This is a genomic window from Streptomyces sp. NPDC007189 (assembly GCF_040703635.1).
Taxonomy (GTDB): Bacteria; Actinomycetota; Actinomycetes; order Streptomycetales; family Streptomycetaceae; genus Streptomyces.
Map to the genome: position 1 here is coordinate 242292 of NZ_JBEYEY010000008.1, position 18890 is coordinate 261181.

General features: G+C 70.6%; 14 protein-coding genes. 3 read left to right on the top strand and 11 right to left on the bottom strand.

The annotated features are described in order from the left end of the window. Nucleotides 1-52: 52 nt before the first annotated feature. Nucleotides 53-712, bottom strand: coding sequence for a DUF1707 domain-containing protein (locus AB0950_RS19120; RefSeq protein WP_366779019.1), 660 nt, complete (start codon nucleotides 710-712; stop codon nucleotides 53-55). A 502-nt stretch (nucleotides 713-1214) separates the two neighbouring features. On the opposite strand from AB0950_RS19120, the gene AB0950_RS19125 reads away from it, so the two are divergent. Further along, complete coding sequence (locus AB0950_RS19125) at nucleotides 1215-3392, top strand: SpoIIE family protein phosphatase (RefSeq protein WP_360158684.1); 2178 nt, start codon at nucleotides 1215-1217, stop codon at nucleotides 3390-3392. Between the two features lie 33 nt (nucleotides 3393-3425). Here AB0950_RS19125 and AB0950_RS19130 read toward each other — a convergent pair whose 3' ends face one another. The 5 genes from AB0950_RS19130 to kdpF form a co-directional block, all read right to left on the bottom strand. After that, nucleotides 3426-4610, bottom strand: coding sequence for a type III polyketide synthase (locus AB0950_RS19130; RefSeq protein ID WP_360158687.1), 1185 nt, complete (start codon nucleotides 4608-4610; stop codon nucleotides 3426-3428). Nucleotides 4611-5119: 509 nt separating this feature from the next. Continuing rightward, nucleotides 5120-5827 (bottom strand): potassium-transporting ATPase subunit C, encoded by a 708-nt coding sequence (locus tag AB0950_RS19135; RefSeq protein WP_366779020.1) that lies wholly within the window; start codon nucleotides 5825-5827, stop codon nucleotides 5120-5122. A gap of 5 nt (nucleotides 5828-5832) precedes the next feature. Beyond that, nucleotides 5833-7959, bottom strand: coding sequence for a potassium-transporting ATPase subunit KdpB (kdpB, locus tag AB0950_RS19140; protein WP_366779021.1), 2127 nt, complete (start codon nucleotides 7957-7959; stop codon nucleotides 5833-5835). Next, nucleotides 7959-9620 carry a potassium-transporting ATPase subunit KdpA gene (gene kdpA, locus AB0950_RS19145; protein WP_360572165.1) on the bottom strand — a complete coding sequence of 554 codons (1662 nt, stop codon included), beginning with the start codon at nucleotides 9618-9620 and terminating at the stop codon, nucleotides 7959-7961. The genes kdpB and kdpA overlap by 1 nt, the downstream gene beginning before the upstream one ends. A gap of 8 nt (nucleotides 9621-9628) precedes the next feature. Next, the gene (gene kdpF, locus AB0950_RS19150; protein WP_037727062.1) at nucleotides 9629-9718 is read right to left on the bottom strand and encodes a K(+)-transporting ATPase subunit F; all 90 of its coding nucleotides are present in this window, start codon (nucleotides 9716-9718) and stop codon (nucleotides 9629-9631) included. A gap of 375 nt (nucleotides 9719-10093) precedes the next feature. Between kdpF and AB0950_RS19155 the strand changes: the two genes are divergently transcribed. Beyond that, nucleotides 10094-11671, top strand: coding sequence for a Na+/H+ antiporter (locus tag AB0950_RS19155; protein ID WP_360158699.1), 1578 nt, complete (start codon nucleotides 10094-10096; stop codon nucleotides 11669-11671). A 123-nt stretch (nucleotides 11672-11794) separates the two neighbouring features. On the opposite strand, the gene AB0950_RS19160 is transcribed toward AB0950_RS19155, so the two are convergent. Next, nucleotides 11795-11995, bottom strand: coding sequence for a cold-shock protein (locus AB0950_RS19160; protein ID WP_360158702.1), 201 nt, complete (start codon nucleotides 11993-11995; stop codon nucleotides 11795-11797). Nucleotides 11996-12572: 577 nt separating this feature from the next. Between AB0950_RS19160 and AB0950_RS19165 the strand changes: the two genes are divergently transcribed. Next, complete coding sequence (locus AB0950_RS19165; RefSeq protein WP_360158705.1) at nucleotides 12573-12869, top strand: hypothetical protein; 297 nt, start codon at nucleotides 12573-12575, stop codon at nucleotides 12867-12869. A 200-nt stretch (nucleotides 12870-13069) separates the two neighbouring features. Here the strand turns inward: AB0950_RS19165 and AB0950_RS19170 are convergent, their stop codons facing one another. The 4 genes from AB0950_RS19170 to AB0950_RS19185 all read right to left on the bottom strand — a co-directional run bounded on the left by AB0950_RS19170 (nucleotide 13070) and on the right by AB0950_RS19185 (nucleotide 18705). After that, nucleotides 13070-14107 carry a PP2C family protein-serine/threonine phosphatase gene (locus AB0950_RS19170; RefSeq protein WP_366779022.1) on the bottom strand — a complete coding sequence of 346 codons (1038 nt, stop codon included), beginning with the start codon at nucleotides 14105-14107 and terminating at the stop codon, nucleotides 13070-13072. Between the two features lie 141 nt (nucleotides 14108-14248). Beyond that, nucleotides 14249-14869: a DUF6230 family protein gene (locus AB0950_RS19175; RefSeq protein ID WP_366779023.1), complete on the bottom strand. Its 621-nt coding sequence runs from the start codon at nucleotides 14867-14869 to the stop codon at nucleotides 14249-14251. A 150-nt stretch (nucleotides 14870-15019) separates the two neighbouring features. Further along, on the bottom strand, nucleotides 15020-15244 hold the full coding sequence (locus AB0950_RS19180) for a hypothetical protein (protein ID WP_360158714.1): 225 nt from the start codon (nucleotides 15242-15244) through the stop codon (nucleotides 15020-15022). A gap of 125 nt (nucleotides 15245-15369) precedes the next feature. After that, nucleotides 15370-18705, bottom strand: a complete 3336-nt coding sequence (locus AB0950_RS19185) for a lectin (RefSeq protein WP_360572173.1) — start codon at nucleotides 18703-18705, stop codon at nucleotides 15370-15372. Between the last annotated feature and the right edge of the window lie 185 nt (nucleotides 18706-18890).

The window sequence follows — 18890 nt, forward strand, 5'->3', positions numbered from 1 at the left end:
GCCACCGGACAGAGCCCCGGGCAGGGTTCGGGGGCAGTTCCCGACGACGGAGTCAGTCGCCTGACGCAGGCAACGCGGGCCTGCGCAGCAGCCACTGTCCGAACGTCCGGCGCGGGGGCCGTACTACGACGCGGCCGTGGGCCTTCTCACCGACGAGCTCCACTCGCAGAGTGACCGGAGTGCCAGGATCCGTCGGAGTGTGACGGTGCTTGACCCTGCTGTGCACCAAGCGCAGGCCATCGATGTCGACCACGACGCCCGGCCGCGTGACCAGCGTCAGGGTCTTCCCGGTCATGTTCACGTCGATCCGCAAGGCGTCGTGCGTGATCACGGCCTCGGTGAAGTCGAGCGTGACATCGCAGTACGTCACCGCGAGCTCCAGCTTCCGCGGCACCACCCAGCGCCCGGCGCGCTCCACCGCGCCGCTGAAGACCTGTTCGATCCGAACGACGTCCTTGACGTCTGCTCCCGTCACCCCGGCCGTGGCCGACACGGGCGGCAGGTCAGCGGTGAGCGCGGTCAGCTCGCTGAGAGTCCGCGCCGACAGAGCGGCTTCCAGGCGCTCGTCCAGCTCCTCGGCGGTCAGCAGGCCGTCCCCCGCCGCGATGCGCAGCACATCGACCACGCGGTCCCGGTCCGCATGCGAGGCGCGCAGCTCGGGCGGCGAGCCGTGGCCGGAGCGCTTCCCGGTGGGCGACATCTCTCCCGACATGCTTCCGTCCTGGTCTCGTCCGAACGTCTCCGAGCGGGCGCACGCGGCGGCGGTGCGAGGGAAAGAGTAACGCTATATCGCGTCATGGACACGGCCCCCCTCACGAGGAAGCGGGCAGCCGCTAAGGCACCCCACCGGGGCCTGTACGACCCGGTCGCGCCCGAGCTGGTCGCGGGCGACGATGGGGAAGAGGACTGAGCGTCACCCGACACGGGGCCGAGACGGGGCGGAGGGCGTGGTCGCCGTCCGAGGCTGCCGTCGGTCCACGTCATGGCGTCCTGCGCCGTCCGCCTCCCATGGCGGGCGGACTCCGCGAGATGCCGCTGTGGCTTGTCCGGTGGCGCACGGCCCTCCCGGGGTTCAGCCCTCGCTTTCGTCTCTTCGGCGGGCAGGGTATGTGTGCTATTCAGGAGGTGTGCGGTAAGGGATCTCGGGCTTGATCGCACGGACTCGGGAACGCTTTCCGGCATGGGCCGGGAGTCAGTGAGCTGGGTGGAGCTGCATGGACCCCACACCCTCCGCTTCCTCTGGTTCGCCGTTCGACATGGTCAGCGGCGCCCTGGCGAACTACATCCCCAGGGGCGGAAAGAGGGCGGGCACCGGCTCTGCCGCTCCCCCGGACGACCGTCGTGACCGCCGGCCCGCATGCTCCGAGCCGGAGAACGGGGGTCAGGAGCAGATTCTCGGGGCGGTCACCCTCGACCGGGATCTGAGGATCACCAGCTGCAATCTGGACTCGGCCCCTTTCGAGGGCGTGAAGGCCGCGCCGGGAGCGGCTTTCGCCGATCTGCTGCCGCCCGGTGACGTACCGACCGTGAGGCAGCGGCTGCAGCGGGTCCTCGAGACGCGGGAGGCGCACGTCGCCCGGGTCCAGCGGCTGCGGCGGGACGACGGGACGGAGCTGGTGGTCTCGATGAGCATCCTGCCGGCCGCGCCACCGCAGGAAGGTCTGACGGTCTCGCTGATCGCCATGGCCAAGCGGCTGCACCTGTACGCCTCGGCGACCGCGATCGGTACGTCCCTGGACATCGGCGAGACCGCGCAGTCCCTGGCCCAGTCCCTGCTGGCGTGGGGGGACGTGGCCGCCGTCGACCTCGACTACGCCGTGTGGACGGGAGAGGCCGTCACCGAGCAGGCGCAGGACCGCATCCGGTTGCGGCGCGCGGCCCTGGTGCCGGACCGCGCCTGGCCCGAGGGCTATCTGACGCCCGGGGACAACCTTCCCCGCGAGGCGAGCCGTCTGCTGGCCGGTGCGGTCATGCGCGACGACGTACCGCAGCCCATCGTCATCCCCGACCGTGAGGCGATCGAGCGGGTGCTGAAAGACCCGAAGCTGGTGCGCGCCCTGGTGCCCGGCGACCGGCCGGTGAGCGTGGCGTGCATACCGCTGGTCGTGGAAGGTCCGGAAGGCTCACCCGGGCCCATCGTGCTGGGCGTGACGGAGGTGTGGCGGCGGCCGGAGCGCCTCTTCCGCGACAGTGAGCTGCTCGATCTGCAGGAGCTCGTGGCGAAGACCGCCCGCCATGTGGATCTGGCCCGCCAGCATCAGCGTGAACACGCCCAGGTCCTGGCGCTGCAGCGCCGGCTGCTGCCGCGGGCCGGCAGCGACACGATCGAGGTCGCCAGCGTGTACGAGCCCACCACCCCCGACAGTGCCGGCGTGGGCGGTGACTGGGTGAACAGCTTTCCGCTGCCGGGCGACCGTACCGCGCTGGTGGTCGGAGACGTCGTAGGGCACGGTCTCGGGGCGGCGGCGGCCATGGGCCAGCTGAGCATGGAGGCACGCGCGCTGCTGTCGGCGGGGCTGGGCCCCGGGGAGGTGCTGGAGCGCCTGGACGAGACGGTCACCCTCCTCGACGACACGGAGGCGGGCCTGGCGGCGGGCTACAGCGCGCTCGGCTCGACGTGCTGCATCGCGGTCTACGATCCGGTCGACCACCGGATCGTGATGTCCAACGCCGGCCACCTGCCCCCGGTCCTCGTCCATCCCGACGGTTCCGCCAAGACCGTCGCGGCGCAGCCCCACCCGGGGCTGGGAGCCGAGTTCGCCGTGCGGGAGCCGTTCGACGTGCAGGAGTTCGCAGCGCCGCCCGGCTCGCTTCTCGCCCTCTACACCGACGGCCTGGTGGAGGATCCCACGGCCTCGATCGACGAGGGCATCGGCCGGCTGACGGACGTGGTGCGCGAGGTGCATCCCTGGGACGATCTGCAGTCGGCCGCGCGTCGCGTGGTCGCCGCGCTGGCACCGCAGGGGCGCCTTCGGGACGACGTGACGCTGCTGCTCGCCCGCATGTCCGGCCGCCACAGCCGGGACGCCGCGACCTGGCGCCTGCCGGCCCGCGGCGACACCGCCGCCCACAGCCGTGAGCTGGCCTCCCCGCTGCTGCGGCGATGGGATATCAGTGACCCGGTGCGGGACAGTGCGCTGCTGGTGATCAGCGAACTGGTCACCAACGCCGTCCGGTTCGGCACCGGTCCCGTCTCGCTGCGGCTGGTGCGGGCCGGACGGCGCCTGTCGTGCGAGGTCGGCGACAACGGCAACGGCCTGCCGCGCCTGCGCCGTGGTGAGCTGCTCGACGACAGCGGGCGCGGCCTGCACGTCGTCCACAAGCTCACCACGCGCTGGGGCGTGCGGTGGACCGAGACCGGCAAAGCCGTCTGGGCGGAACTGGGCGCATAACGCCCCGGCCGGCATGAGAGCGGCGGACCGCGGCTACAGCCACTCGCCTTCCAGGGCCGTGGCCGTCAGTCCGGGCGCGGCCGCGTACAGGACCGTACGGCTGCCCGGCTTCTGACCGGCGTCGCACGCGCGCCGCAGGATGTCGAGTACGGCGGCGCCGCCGCGGTTGCCGGTGGTGTAGCTGTCCCGGCTGTAGGCCAGCAGCCCCTCCGGCCACGCGTCGGGCATCGTCTGCTCCATGTACTCCAGCACCCGTGTGCCGCCGGGGTGCGCGAGCAGCAGATCGGGATGCCATGCCTCGGTGTCGTCCTGGTGGCGCTCGCGCAGCCACCTCCACATCGCGGCGACCGTCTCCTGCACGGCACGCGGCCCGCGGCGGTCCATCACGAAGTGCGTGCCGTCGGGCCGGGTGTCGAGCCGGTGCAGGTCCGAGGTGCCGGGCAGGGTGTGGTGCCAGGCCGCGTCCAGCCGCAGGACCGACTCCGTCCTGGGGCGGCCGGTGACCACCGCGGCCACGGCGGTGTCCGCGAACAGCAGCCGGACGATCAGGGACTCCAGCGTGTCGTCGGCGGGCTGGTAGGTGGTGCTCAGCGCCTCCGAGATCACGACCAGCACCACCCGGTCGGGGTCCGCGGCGACCAGATCGGCCGCCAGCGCCAGCGACCGGGTGCCGGCTATGCAGGCCCACTGGGTGGCCGGCAGCAGCAGCACGTCGTTGCGCAGAGGGAGTTGGTTGAGCAGGGACAGGTCCAGCCCGGGCAGGGCCGGGGTGGTGGAGTGACTGGTGATCAGGCAGTCGACGTCGCTGGTGTCCAGTCCGGCGATCTCCAGGGCCTGCCGGGCGGCGCGTTCCCCGTACGTCTGCACGGCCGCCCAGGCCGGCGCGGTGCGCTCCTCGACGGTCTGCGGCGCCGGTATCGCTTCCAGTGCGGCGATCACGCGGTTCACCTCCTGGTCGGTGAACCCGTCGCGGGCCAGTGCCTCACGGGCCGGACCGACGCCCGGAGTTCGCAGTCCGCTCCCCCTGCCGGGCGCGGTGGCCGCCTCCAGCGGCAGCATCCACCCGCGGGAGACGATGCCCGTGCTCTCGGCGATGCGGTCGATGCGCGGCAGCCACGGCGCCTGCGGATGCCGGCTCCGCACCTCCGCCAGGATCTGGCCGGTTTCCACGGCGTGTTCGCCGTGTATCACGGACGGAGGACACAAGTAGGCGCCCACGATATGTACCTTTCTCCGGAAATCTCACGGTTGGCAGGAAGCGCCCGAATTTCCGCCTTCTTTGGCGGAGTAGGGTCAAGACGCGGTCATCGCACTCTACTTCGCATTAGATCCTCATTGGACTGTGCGACGAGTGAACGACGTCACGACCGTTGTGTCCGACATGAGTGCAGCACCCAAGGAATGACATACCGTCAACAAACGGGTCATCAGCCATACGCCGACCTCGGCGTTCACCGCACCGCGCGGTCCGCGACCGGCACCGACCACGGCCTGAGCCCGGATGTCTGTCGCGGACATGACATGGCACTGTTCCGGCGTGAGTCATCACACACAGAGGGGTGTGCGCCGGACCACTGCGACACGAAGCCGCTCTGATGTATTCGGCGCGAGCGACGCACTGGGCCGGGCGCGCCGGCACCGGGGCGGCCGACGTCATGGCAGCGGAAGCCGGCGGCCCCGGGATGTCTCCCGGGGCCGCCGGCTCCCTCATCGTTCGGGCAAGGCCGTCAGTGTTTCGCGGTGAGATCCTTGAGCGCGATGTTCAGCTCCAGGACGTTCACCCGGGGTTCGCCGATGAAGCCGAGGGTGCGGCCGGTCGTGTGGTCACGGACCAGCTCCTCGACCGTCGCGACCGGCAGACGGTTGCGGGCCGCGACGCGGTGGACCTGCAGTTCGGCGTAGGCCGGGGAGATGTCCGGGTCCAGGCCGGAGCCGGAGGAGGTCACCGCGTCCGCGGGGACGTCCGAGGGCTTGACCGGGTAGCCGGGCACCGAGTTGTCCTTGACGACGGCGGCGCGGGCGGCGAGCACCTGGGCGCACAGCGTGCCGTCCGCGGGCTGGGCGGGGCATGCGCCGTGCACCGCGCCGCTGTCGGCGGACAGGTTGGTGGCGCCGGACAGGATCAGCTTGTACCGCGTGTTCACGCTGTTGGCGCCGAGGCCGTCGGCCGGGCGGCCCTGGAACCACATCAGGTCAGCCTGCGGGGTCTGCTGCCCCTTCTTCAGGGGCCGGGTGTACGACTGCCCGATCAGGGAGGAGCCGGCGACCTTGCCGTGCGCCGTGATCTCGGAGCCGTTGGCCTTGTCCTGGAACAGCGTCTGGGCCACCCCGGTGACGGCCAGCGGATAGATGACGCCCGTGAGCACGGTCAGCACCAGCAGCGCCCGCAGACCCGCGCCCAGCAACCGGGCTGTGTTGACAAAGGAGTTGTTCATGGCGGTCAGCCGACTCCGGGGATGAGGGAGATGAGCAGGTCGATGATCTTGATGCCGGCGAAGGGCGCGATCAGGCCGCCGAGGCCGTAGATGCCGAGGTTGCGCCGCAGCATCCTGTCCGCGCTCATCGGCCGGTAGCGCACGCCTTTCAGGGACAGCGGCACCAGCGCGACGATGATCAGCGCGTTGAAGACGACGGCGGAGAGGATCGCGGAGTTGGGCGAGGACAGGTGCATGATGTTCAGCTTGTCCAGGCCGGGGTAGACGGCCGCGAACAGCGCCGGGATGATCGCGAAGTACTTCGCGACGTCGTTGGCGATGGAGAACGTCGTGAGCGCGCCCCGGGTGATGAGGAGTTGCTTGCCGATCTCGACGATCTCGATCAGCTTGGTGGGGTTGGAGTCGAGGTCGACCATGTTGCCGGCCTCCTTGGCGGCCGACGTACCGGTGTTCATCGCCACGCCGACGTCCGCCTGCGCGAGCGCGGGCGCGTCGTTGGTGCCGTCACCGGTCATCGCGACCAGCTTGCCGCCGGCCTGCTCCCGCTTGATGAGGGCCATCTTGTCCTCGGGGGTGGCCTCCGCGAGGAAGTCGTCGACGCCCGCCTCCTCGGCTATCGCCTTCGCGGTCAGCGGGTTGTCGCCCGTGATCATGACCGTCTTGATGCCCATGCGGCGCAGTTCCTCGAACCGCTCCCGCATGCCGTCCTTGACGACGTCCTTGAGATGGATGACGCCCAGCACGCGGGCGCCCCGGTCGTCCTGGACGGCGACCAGCAGCGGAGTGCCGCCGGCCTCGGATATGCGGTCCGCCAACTCCCGGACGTCCTCGGCGACTTCGCCGCCGTGTTCGGTCACCCAGGCGATGACCGAGGCCGTGGCGCCCTTGCGTACCCTGCGGCCGTCGACGTCGACACCCGACATCCTGGTCTGGGCGGTGAAGGCGATCCACTCGGCGTGCGCCAGCTCGCCCCGGCGGCGTTCGCGCAGCCCGTATTTCTCCTTGGCGAGTACGACGACGGAGCGGCCCTCGGGCGTCTCGTCCGCGAGCGAGGACAGCTGGGCGGCGTCGGCGAGCTCCGCCTGCGTCGTGCCGCGGACCGGAACGAACTCGGCCGCCCGGCGGTTGCCGAGGGTGATGGTGCCCGTCTTGTCCAGCAGCAGGGTCGACACGTCACCGGCGGCCTCGACAGCACGCCCGGACATCGCCAGCACATTGCGCTGCACCAGCCGGTCCATGCCCGCGATGCCGATCGCGGAGAGCAGGGCGCCGATGGTGGTCGGGATCAGGCACACCAGCAGGGCCACCAGCACGACCATGGTCAGGTGCGTGCCCGCGTAGTCCGCGAGCGGCGGCAGTGTGGCGCAGGCCAGCAGGAAGACGATGGTCAGCGACGCCAGCAGGATGTTCAAAGCGATCTCGTTGGGCGTCTTCTGCCGGGCCGCGCCCTCGACCAGGTTGATCATGCGGTCGATGAAGGTCTCGCCGGGCCTGGTGGTGATCTGGATGACGATCCGGTCGGACAGGACCTTCGTGCCGCCGGTCACGGCCGAGCGGTCGCCGCCGGACTCGCGGATGACCGGCGCGGACTCGCCGGTGATGGCCGACTCGTCCACCGAGGCCACGCCCTCGACGACGTCGCCGTCGCCCGGGATGACATCGCCGGACTCGCAGACCACCAGGTCGCCGATCCTCAACTCGGTGCCGGGCACCCGCTCTTCGGTCTCCCCCACGATCCGGCGGGCGACGGTGTCCGTCTTGGCCCTGCGCAGGGTGTCGGCCTGGGCCTTGCCGCGGCCCTCGGCCACCGCCTCCGCCAGGTTGGCGAAGAGCACGGTGAGCCACAGCCAGGCGCTGATGGTCCAGCCGAACCAGTCGCCCGGGTCCGTGCAGGAGAACACGGTGGTCAGGACCGAGCCGATCCACACCACGAACATCACGGGCGACTTGACCATCACCCGCGGATCGAGCTTGCGGAACGCCTCGGGCAGGGACTTCACGAGCTGCCCGGGTTCGAAGAGGCCCGCGCCGACACGGCCCGGCGCGGGCGTGTGCCCGGCAGGCGTGTCCTGGTGGGGCGCAAGGGTGGGAGTGGACATCGCGTCCTCGTGCTTCTTGGTCTCGGTGGTCATCACGCCAGCCCCTCGGCGAGCGGGCCCAGCGCCAGCGCCGGGAAGTACGTCAGACCGGTGATGATCAGGATCGTGCCCACCAGCAGACCGGTGAACAGCGGCTTCTCGGTGCGCAGGGTGCCCGCCGTCACCGGCACCGGGCTCTGCTTCGCGAGGGATCCCGCGAGGGCCAGGACGAACACCATCGGCAGGAAGCGGCCCAGCAGCATCGCGAGCCCGGTCATGGTGTTGAACCAGTCGGTGTTCGCGTTCAGGCCGGCGAAGGCCGAACCGTTGTTGTTCGACGCGGACGTGAAGGCGTACAGCACCTCGGAGAACCCGTGCGCCCCGGAGTTGAGCATCGAGTGCGGCGGGGTCGGCAGCGCCATCGAGGCCGCCGTGAACACCAGCACCAGCGCCGGGGTGACCAGGATGTAGCAGGCGGCGAGCTTCATCTCGCGGCCACCGATCTTCCTGCCCAGGTACTCGGGCGTACGGCCCACCATCAGACCGGCGATGAACACCGCGATCACCGCCATGATCAGCATGCCGTACAGGCCGGAGCCGACACCGCCGGGCGCGATCTCGCCCAGCATCATCCCGAGCATGGCGATGCCGCCGCCGAGCCCGGTGAAGGAGGAGTGGAAGGAGTCCACGGCGCCGGTGGAGGTGAGCGTGGTAGAGGCCGCGAAGATCGACGAGGAGCCCACACCGAAGCGGACCTCCTTGCCCTCCATCGCACCGCCTGCCGCCTGCAGCGCCGGGCCGTGGTGGGCGAACTCGGTCCACATCATCAGCGAGACGAAGCCGACCCAGATGACGGCCATGGTCGCGAGGATCGCGTAGCCCTGCCTCACCGAGCCGGTCATCACGCCGAAGGTGCGGGTCAGCGAGAACGGGATGACCAGGATCAGGAAGATCTCGAAGAGGTTGGTGAAGGGGGTCGGGTTCTCGAAGGGGTGGGCGGAGTTGGCGTTGAAGTAGCCGCCGCCGTTGGTGCCCAGTTCCTTGATGGCCTCCTGGGAGGCGACCGCGCCGCCGTTCCATTGCTGCGATCCGCCCATGAACTGACCGACCTCGTGGATGCCGGAGAAGTTCTGGATCGCCCCGCACGCCACCAGCACGACGGCGGCGACCGCGGCGGCCGGCAGCAGGATGCGCAGCGTGCCCCGCACCAAGTCGGCCCAGAAGTTGCCGAGTTCACCGGTGCGGGACCGGGCGAAGCCGCGCACCAGGGCGACGGCGACCGCCATGCCGACGGCCGCCGACACGAAGTTCTGCACGGCCAGACCGGCGGTCTGCACCACGTGCCCCATGGTCTGCTCGCCGTAGTACGACTGCCAGTTGGTGTTGGTCACGAACGACACGGCCGTGTTGAACGACTGCGCCGGACCGACCGAGGAGAAGCCCATCGAGCCGGGCAGGACGCCCTGGAGCCGCTGGAGCAGGTAGAGGAAGAGGACGCCGACGGCGGAGAAGGCGAGCACACCGCGCAGATACGCGGGCCAGGTCATCTCGGCGTCGGGGTCGGCGCCGATGGCCTTGTAGAGCCACTTCTCGACGTGCAGGTGCTTCTTGGAGGAGTAGACCCTGGCCATGTAGGCGCCGGCGGGGACGTGGACGAGCGCCAGCGCGCCCACGAGGGCGAGCAGTTGCAGCACGCCCGCGAGTACGGGACCCATGTGTGCGCTCAGAACCTCTCCGGGAAGAGCAGGGCGAGGACGAGATAGCCCAGCAGGGCGACGGCCACGACCAGGCCGACGATGTTCTCGGCGGTCACAGCTTCGTCACCCCCCGGGCGACGAGAGCCACCAGCGCGAAAGCCGCGAGCGCGGTGACGACGAAGGCCAGATCGGCCATCGCGAACTCCTGGAGTGAGGTTCGACGGAAACGGACGTGTCCGAGGAAACCCCTTCTCCGTCCGGATCCGGCCACCGTTGACGGCCCTCTTACGGCGGCCCCGACACCCTTGACGGAACCCATACGGCTCCCGACTCGCACCGGCCGGCTGTTCCGCGGCGGCGGCTCCGGTGACCTTGACGCTTTTTTGACGTGGCCCGACCCGATAGGGTGAACGCAGGTGTGCCGGGAAGTCTGGTCGGCCGGGAGCCGGGGCGGCTTCCGCAATCCCCTTCCGCATCCCCCGGGGGACGGCATGCGCAGCGTCGGTACGGTTCTCTCCCTCGTGGTCCTCGCCACGGTGGTCGCCACCTTCGCGCGCCGCTGGCGGATTCCCGCCCCCTCCCTGCTCGTGGTCGCCGGTCTCGGTGTGGCGCTGCTGCCGGGCACCCCGGAGATCGAGATCAGCCCGGACGTCATCGGACTCGTGGTGCTGCCGCCGCTGCTGTACGCGAGCGCCGAGGACATGCCGTGGCGGGAGCTGCGCGCGGTGTGGAAACCGGTCGGGATCCTCGCCATCGGCCTGGTGCTGGCATCCGCGGCGGCCGTCGGCGTGGTGGCGTCCCTGGTGACCCCGCTGTCCTTGCAGATGGCGTTCGTGCTCGGCGCGGTGCTGGCCAGCACCGATCCGGTGGCGGTGACCGCGCTCGGCCGCCGGCTCGCCCTGCCGCCCCGGGTGCAGGTGCTGGTGCAGGCCGAGAGCCTGTTCAACGACGCCACCTCACTGGTGCTCGTGCGGGTGGCGGCCGGCATCGCCGTCGCCTCGGCCGCCGTGCACTGGGATGCGGCCGGGGCCGAGTTCCTGCTGCTCGCGGGCGGCGGCACGGTGATCGGGACCGCGGTGGCCGGCGTGATCACCCTGATCCGGCGCCGTACCGAGGACCCGGTGCTGGAGACGGTGATCGCGCTGGTCACCCCGTACGCCGCCTACCTGCTGGCCGAAGCGGCGCACACGTCCGGCGTCACCTCGTGCGTGGTGGCCGGAGTCGTCCTCGGGGGCCGGGGCGACCGGCTCACCAACGCCCGCATCCGGCTCCAGCTGCACGCCGTGTACGGCACGGTGGTGTTCCTGCTGGAGAGCGTGGTGTTCAGCCTGATCGGGCTGGCCCTCCCCGCCGAGGTGCGGGCCCTGCCCCACGGTGACCGGGCCTGGCCGCTGTACGCCCTCGCCGTCGCCGCCACGCTGGTCGCCGTACGCCTGCTGTGGCTGGCGCCGCTGTCGGCGGTCGTGCAGCGCAAGGGCGGGATCGGCAAGCTGAACTGGCGGATACCGATGGTGCTGACCTGGGCGGGGACGCGCGGGGTGATGCCGCTGGCGGCGGCGCTGTCCATCCCGGAGGTGACGAGGCACGGCACACCGCTGGCCGACCGGCCGCTGGTGCTGGTCCTGACCACGTCGGTCGTGGTGGTCACCCTGGTCGGACAGGGCTTCACCCTCGCGCCGGTCGTGCGCGCCTCCGGCATCGCCCTGGAGCCCGCGCACACCGCGCGGGAGGAGGCCGAGGCCCGCGCCCACCTCGCGCACGCGGGCCTGGCCCGCCTGGAGGAACTCGCGGAGCTGGAGGTGGTGCCCGAGGTGGTTCTCGACCGGCTGCGGCGCGGCCTGACCGCCCGCCTCGACGACGCCCGCGACCGCCTCGCCGAGAAGGACGGCGCCGAGGGCGTGGCCGCGGAGTCCGCCGACCTCGTCTACCGCCAGCTGCGCCGCGACCTGATCACCGTGGAGGCCGGCGAACTGCAGCGCCTCTACGACGCCCACGTCATCAGCGACACCACCCGGCGCCGGCTCCAGCGCGCCCTGGACCTGGAGGAGGCCCGGCTGACGGACGTGTGAAGCCGCTCCTGGAACACGGGTCGCGGCCGGCACGCCGGCCGAGCGGCCCGGGACATGCCGAGGGCCGGCGCCTCGCGGCACCGGCCCTGGTCATCGGGTACGGCAGGTCAGACCCGCCGTACCTCAGAGCGCGCGAACCCGTGCGGCCTGCGGGCCCTTGGGGCCCTGCACGACCTCGAACTCCACGGGCTGGTTCTCCTCGAGGCTACGGAAGCCGTGGCCCTCGATCTCGGAGTAGTGCACGAAGAGGTCCGGACCGCCGTCCTGGGCGATGAAGCCGAAGCCCTTCTCGGCGTTGAACCACTTGACGGTTCCCTGAGTCATTTCTTGCTCCTTGCAGGGGCTGGGTACGGGATCCGCACCGTGCGGTGTCCCGGGCCGGCCTGGACGCGACTTCTCCAGTTCCCTGAAGGAAGGCGCCCGCGACATCGTTCTTCGCGAGCGTGCGGTGAAACACAGACACAAAAACTTCGACCGTTATGTACAACAGGCCCCCCGTCGGATTCATTCCCGACGCCGAAGAGCCTGGTCAGAGCGCCGGCCGGGAGAGGCCGGGCGTCCCCCGAGCGGAGGCCCACCCATCGTTACAGAAGCGATTGGGCCATTCGGGAGAGTCGAGGCCGCGAGACGGCGAGGGGGTCAGGAGGTCTCCGTCGTGTTTTCGCTGCTCGGGGGGTGCTCCGGTGCCGGGACGGACCGGTGGCCGAGCCTCATTCCAGATGAATGGCCCATACAAGGGAGAGTTACGGATATATGCGTGCTTTGTAACGCGAACCCTGTCGCCGCTCCGGCGCCGCCGCGCCCGGCCACAGTGAGGGCCCTCGGCACCTAGCCGGGAATGTCTGGATTGCGCACCGGCCCTCACGAGGGTCGTGGCGCACGAACGTGAGGTGACAGATTCATGTCTGTGTCTCGTACGGCGGTCCGTCTGATCGCCACCTGTGTGGCCTCGGGCGCCCTCGTCGCCGCGGCCGCCATGCCGGCCCTGGCCGCCGGAGGCGACCACGACCGCGACAACGGGAGGGGCTACTCGCACAGCCGCTGGAGCGGCCACGACCACGACGGCCGCTTCGGCGACCGGGACGGCGGCCGGCACTGGGGCTGGCACCACGACCGGGGCTGGCACTCCGGCTGGCACCGGCACCACGGCTGGTACGGCGAGCACTGGGGTCACGACCGCTACCCCGGCCGCCGCTAGCCGGCCCGCCTCGGGCCGTGCTGTGGCGCGGAGGCCGACGACAGCCTGAGCCGCCCGCGTCGTGACCGGCACGGCCGGATGCATCCCGCCGGAGGGCCGAAGCACGTTCCTCGAACGTGCTTCGGCCCTTCGGCCATGTGCGGGGAAGCGGCGCCTTCCTCAATGGACAGGCACCCGTACCGGCGACGGTGACGGGTGGCTCAGGCGGTCTCCCCCCGCGGGCTGTCGCGGACGCGCACCGCGAGGGCCGCCACGTCGTCGTTGAGTCCGCCGCCGTGCCTGAGGAGATCCCGGTGCAGCCTGTCGAGCAGTGCCCTGGGCCCGTCCGGGGCCTGGCGACGCATCCAGTCCTGCAGGGCGAAGAACTCCCCTTGGCAGTTGCGGCTCTCGATGACGCCGTCGGTGTAGAAGAGCAGCTGGTCACCGGGGGCGCAGGCGATCGTGTCGGTGGTGTACTCGGTGCCGATGAGCGCCGCGAGGTTGAGCATCGGAGAGGCCGTGCTGGGGGCCAGGACGCGCAGCTCGCTGCCGCGCAGGAGCAGCGGCGGAGGATGCCCGCAGTTGAGCAGCCTGAGGCAGTCGCCCCGGTGCGGGAACTCGGCGAGCACCACGGTGGTGAACTGCTCCAGCAGGTCCTCCCCTGGCTGCGTACAGCTGTGCCGGGTGCTGCTGGTGTCCAGGCGGCGGACGATGTCCTCCAGGGTCGGCTCGTCGTAGGCGGCCTCCCGGAAGCAGTTGACCACCGCCGCGGCCGCGCCCACGGCGGGCAGGCCCTTGCCCCGCACGTCGCCGATGATCAGTCGCGTGCCGTACGGGGTGGCGACGGCTTCGTAGAAGTCCCCGCCGATGCGGGCCTGCGCGGCGGCCGCCACGTACATCGACTCGATCTCGAGGCGGCCGACCCGGCGAGGCAGGGGACGCAGGAGCACTTTCTGCGCCGCGTCGGCGACCAGCCGGAGCTGGAGGAAGGCCTGTTCCCGCAGGATGCGGACACGGCAGGCGTACGCGGCGGCCACCGTGACGGAGGCGATGGCGCCCACGGTGAACCAGGCGCCCAGGTCGGGGTAGACAAGGCTCAGCCCGATCATGATCGCGATGCAGACCGCTCCCAGCAGAACGGTGGGCAGCACGGGCCAGACGGACGCGGCGAGGGCCGGCACGGCGGTCAGCAGCCGGCTGAAGGCGACCTTTCGCGGAGTGGAGAACGCCAGGCACGTGATGACCACAGTCAGGATCACCGGTGCGAGCAGGGCGGGACTCCACCGCTTACGAAGCGGACGTCGGGGCCGCATCCACCCGATCCAGGGCATAAAAGGGAGCATAACGGCATATGCCAGGCATACGACTTAAGACGCGTCGGGCGTGGGCGGCATCAGCGGTCAGGGGCAGGCGCGGTTGCCGTGCTCGAGTCGTACGCGCAGGCCGGGGATGCTGAACGTGCCGGCGGACACCGCGACCGCGTTCACCCGCACGTCGGTCAGGGTGGTCGACACGGCCTGCTGGCTGACGCCGTCGGGATCGAAGAACCGCGAGTCCCGGTCCCCGGGCCTGACCGTGCCCTTGGTCAGGGCGCCCTGAGCGACGCCGATGTCCAGGCCTGTGAAGTTCGCGCCTGAGGCCATCTCGGAGGTCGCGTCGATGAACAGGTCCGACGCCTCGGCCGGCCGTTCACCGCCGGTGAGGCGCAGGGTCTGCGTGCCCAGCACCGGGATGTCGACGACGTAGGACTGGCACAGCCCGCGAACCGTGGCGCGCCGGAAGCCGCTGACCACGACAGGGACGAGGTCGTGCTTCCGGGTCACGTCGACCATGCCGTAGAGGCTGAACCCGCGCGCGGTCAGCGTGTCGGCGGTGACCTGGAACGGCCGGCCGGAGATGAAGAAGGAGGCGGCGAGCACTCCTTGCGCCATGGCGATGCAGACCGCCGCACAGGCCGCGACGCCGGGCAGCAGGACTACCGCGAACCGCCTCCAACGGGTTCTCCCGGCGCAGTGCGACATCCCGTCTCCTTCAGTTGCGCGGCCGACCCGTCCATGCCGCAAAAGGGCATGAAGATCACATTTGTCCGGTAATGGATCCTAGGGTTCCGGGCGCCGCGACGGGATGCACTCCACGCCCGCCGTACGAGTGACGACAGGTCCCGCCGGGCGCTACACCTCGCCGGTGGCGAACAGCTCCAGGTGCCCGCACTTGGGGCAACGGAACGCCTCTATCTGCCGGCGGGGCCGGCCCATCCGCTTGGCGCCCCCGAAGATGCCCCGTTCCAGCGCACCTTCGATCCAGCGCGCGTAGCCGCGCGAGTGCTCGCCGGCGTCCTCGATGAAACCTTCCACCAGTCCGACGGTGCCGCAATGGGTGCACGTGTTGTTGGTCATCCGGCGAGTGTAGGAGACGCTGCGCATGTCCATGACGCCGGTCACCGGCCTGACACACGCACGGCGGGCCGGCCCCGGCGCTCGCGCTCCGGGAACCGGCCCGCCGTCTCGGTGTCCGACGGGCCCTACTGGCCGAAGCCGTAGGCGAACAGGTGGTCGGTGCCTGTCGAGCCCGTCACGGGCAGGGTGATCGACGCGACCTGCTTGGCGGCGTCGAGCGGGACCTTGGTGGCGAAGACGTAGGTCTTCACCCCGTCCCGGCCTCCGCTGCCGGTGTTGCGGTAGGCCGTCGTGACGGCCGTGGTCTCACCCGGGAGCGGCTTGCTCGAACCGGCGTTGAGCGTCCAGTCGGAGAAGCCGACCGTCGCCTTCGAGGTGCTGCCGTCGGTGTAGGTGACGGTCAGCGTCCCCGAGACCCCGCTGCCGTCGGTCGGTGCGTTGGTCGCCGTGCCCAGCAGGCCCAGCGACGCGCCCGACGTGCCGGCCGGCATCGGGATGGTCTGGCCGGCCATCTCCAGGTTGTCCAGCCGGCCGGAGGCCACCGCCGGCCAGGTGTACGCGATGCCGTCGACCGTGACGGCGGAGCCGCTCGTGACACCGGCCGCCGACAGCGCGTTCTGCGAGAACGCCCAGCCGCCGCTGTCGAAGCCGCCCGAGAACTTCGCGCCGTCGGGGTAGATGCCTTCGTTGGTGTTGTACGGCCACAGCTCGCCGGCCTTCGCCACGGCCACGCGGAGGGCCGCCCCGCTCAGTGCCGTCCCGGTGCTGTGGTCGGTCAGCGCGAAGGTGACCGGGAACGTTCCTTCGTCCCCGCCCGCCGTCACGTGGATCTTCGCCTCGGCGCTGCCCGAGGCGGGCACGTTCACCGAGCCGGAGGAGGTCGCCAACGTGACGCCGGAGGGCGCGGTCGCCTTCCAGTCGACGGTGACGTCCTTGCCGCCGAGGTTGGTGAGGTCGAGCGTGGCGTCACCGGACGCGCCCGGCTGGAGCACCAGCCCGTCGGACGGGCCGGTCGCGGCCAGCACCCGGTCGCCGCCCGTGGTGTCCGACGGCGGCGCCGCCGACGGGTCGGACGCCCAGGACGTGTCGGGCTGGGTGCCGAGGGCGAAGTCGAGCGTGCCCGCGTCCTTGAACTGCTGGTAGGTCAGCCAGGAGGTCTTCCACTCCTTGCCCTTGACGTCGAGGGACTGCACGTACGGTGCGTCGGGCGCCGCCTGCGGCGCCTTGATCTGCACCGTCCTGCCGCCCGCGAGGGTCACCTCGGCGACCGGGAAGACCGGGCTGCCGAGCGCCAGCGTGTCCGTGCCCGGGGTCTCGGGGTACATGCCCAGCTCGGACCAGACGTACCACGAACTCATCGCGCCGAGGTCGTCGTTGCCGAACGAGCCGACCGGAGCGTTGAAGTACAGCTTCTGCTGGGCCTCGCGGACGGCCGCCTGGGTCTTCCACGGCTGGCCCGTGTAGTCGTACTCCCAGGGGATCTCCACGCTGGGCTCGTTGCTCAGGTTGGCGTCGGTGTTGCCGGGGTCGGTGATGTCGTCCAGCAGGCTGTCCAGGTAGGACGAGTACGCCTTGTCCCCGCCGCGCGCCTGGATGAGCTGCCGCACGTTGAACGGGACCATCGGGGTGTACTGGGCCGAGGTGCCCTCCACGAAGCCGTTGGAGGTGCCGGGGGTGAAGCCGCCCGCGAACTGGCCGTCCTTGTTCTTGGCCTGCATGTAGCCGGTCTGCGGGTTGAAGACGTTCATCCAGTCCTGGGCGCGGGTGGCGAACTTCGTGTAGACGTCCGTCTTCCCCAGCGACTTGGCGAAGGCGGCGAGGGCGTAGTCGGCGGAGTCGTACTCCAGCTGCGTGGAGACCGGGCCGTAGAAGTTGCAGCAGCCGTAGTCGTTCTCGTCCACCGGGAGGTAGCCCTTGGCGTCGCGGACCGACTCGCCGGGGCGGTCGTTGTTCGGGACGGTGGCCTCGTGCTGCAGGGCGGCGAGCGCCTTGCCCGTGTCGAAGCCGCGGGCGCCGAAGGCGTACGCGTCGGCGATGATGCCTGCGGCCGGGTCACCGACCATGACGTAGCTCTCGCCGTTGTTCGAGGCCCACTTGGGCAACAGGCCCGTCTGGTCGTAGCCGTTGAGCATCGAGGTGACGACGTCGCTGGTGACCTTGGGCTCGACCATGGCCATCAGCTGGGTCTGGGAGCGGTAGGTGTCCCAGCCGGAGTAGTTGGCGTACTGGGCCTGCTGGCCCTTGGCCAGCTTGTGGATCTGGTTGTCCATGCCCATGTACTGGCCGTTGTCGTCCGAGAAGACGTTGGGGTGCAGCAGCGCGTGGTAGAGGGCGGTGTAGAACTGCACCTGCTGGTCCGAGGTGCCGCCGCCGATCCGGACCTTGTTCAGCACCGCGTTCCAGGCGTCGTGGTTCGCCTGCCGCAGGGCGTCGAAGTTCCAGTTCCTGATCTCGGCGGCGAGGTTGCCCGCCGCATTGGCGTCACTGGTGTAGGAGATGCCGACCTTCGCCTTGACCGTCGTGTCGGACGAGGTGTCGAAGGTCAGGTACATGCCGTTGGCGCCCGTCGTCGGGGGCTCGGCTGCCGGCGTCCGGGGTGCCGCACTGGCGCTCGGGGCCGGCGACGACGTGCCGGAGGACTTGGCGGTGCTCCCGTGCAGGGTCGGGGACGGGGCCGCCGGCACGGTGAAGTGCTTTTCCTTCAGCGGTTTCGAAGGGTGTGTCTGCAGGTTCTGCCGGACCTTGCCGGCCTTCAGCGAGGTCGCGCCCGGGTTGATGGTGCTGCCGACCCAGGTGCCGCCGGCGGTGAACGGCTGGTCGAACTTGATGTCGAAATGCAGGGTGTAGCGGTTGTCCGCGCCGCAGAAGTGGCCGCTGTCGACCGAGCCGCTGATCTCCTTGTCGTTCACCACCTGGACGCGGGTGCCGTCCACCTGTGTGGCGCCGCCGCTCAGCTTGAACAGCAGGTTCGCCTGCTTGCCCGCGGGGAAGGTGAAGGCGCCCAGGCCGGCGCGGGTGGTGTCGGTCAGCTGGGTCGTGACCCCGTTTGCGTCGGTGACCTTGTAGTACCCGATGCCGGGCTGCTCGTCGTCGTGGCTGAAGCCGACGGACGCGCTGCCGAGGTTGCCCGACAGCGCGCCGGTGACCGGCAGGACGGGCAGGTCGCCCGCGACACCGCAGCCGGGTCCCGAGACATGGGTGAGGCTGAAGCCCGTTATTTTGTCGTCGTTGTACTCGTAGCCGCCGCCGGAGGGACGATCGGGCGTCGTGTCGGGACCCCACTGCATCATGCCGGCCGGCATGTCGGGGCCGGGGAAGGTGTCCACCTCTCCGGAGGTGCCGATGAGGGGGTTGACGAGGGACGCGGGGTCCGTCACCAGGGCCGGTGCCGCGGCGCTCGCGGCGTAGGCGCCCGCGGTCGCGGTCAACGGCAGTGCCGCGATGCCCAGGACGCAGATCACGGCCAGGCGTTGGCGGAGTCTTCTTCGGTTACGTGGCGCAGCTGGACGTCGAGGTCGGACCATCGGTTGCCTCCGCAGCGGTTTGTGCTTCGCACCGGTGCTGACGTGCCGGGGAAGCGGGCACGCCAGTGACGGACAACGGAACCGGGCGCCCCGCAAGGTGCCTGACAACGTTGCCATTCACG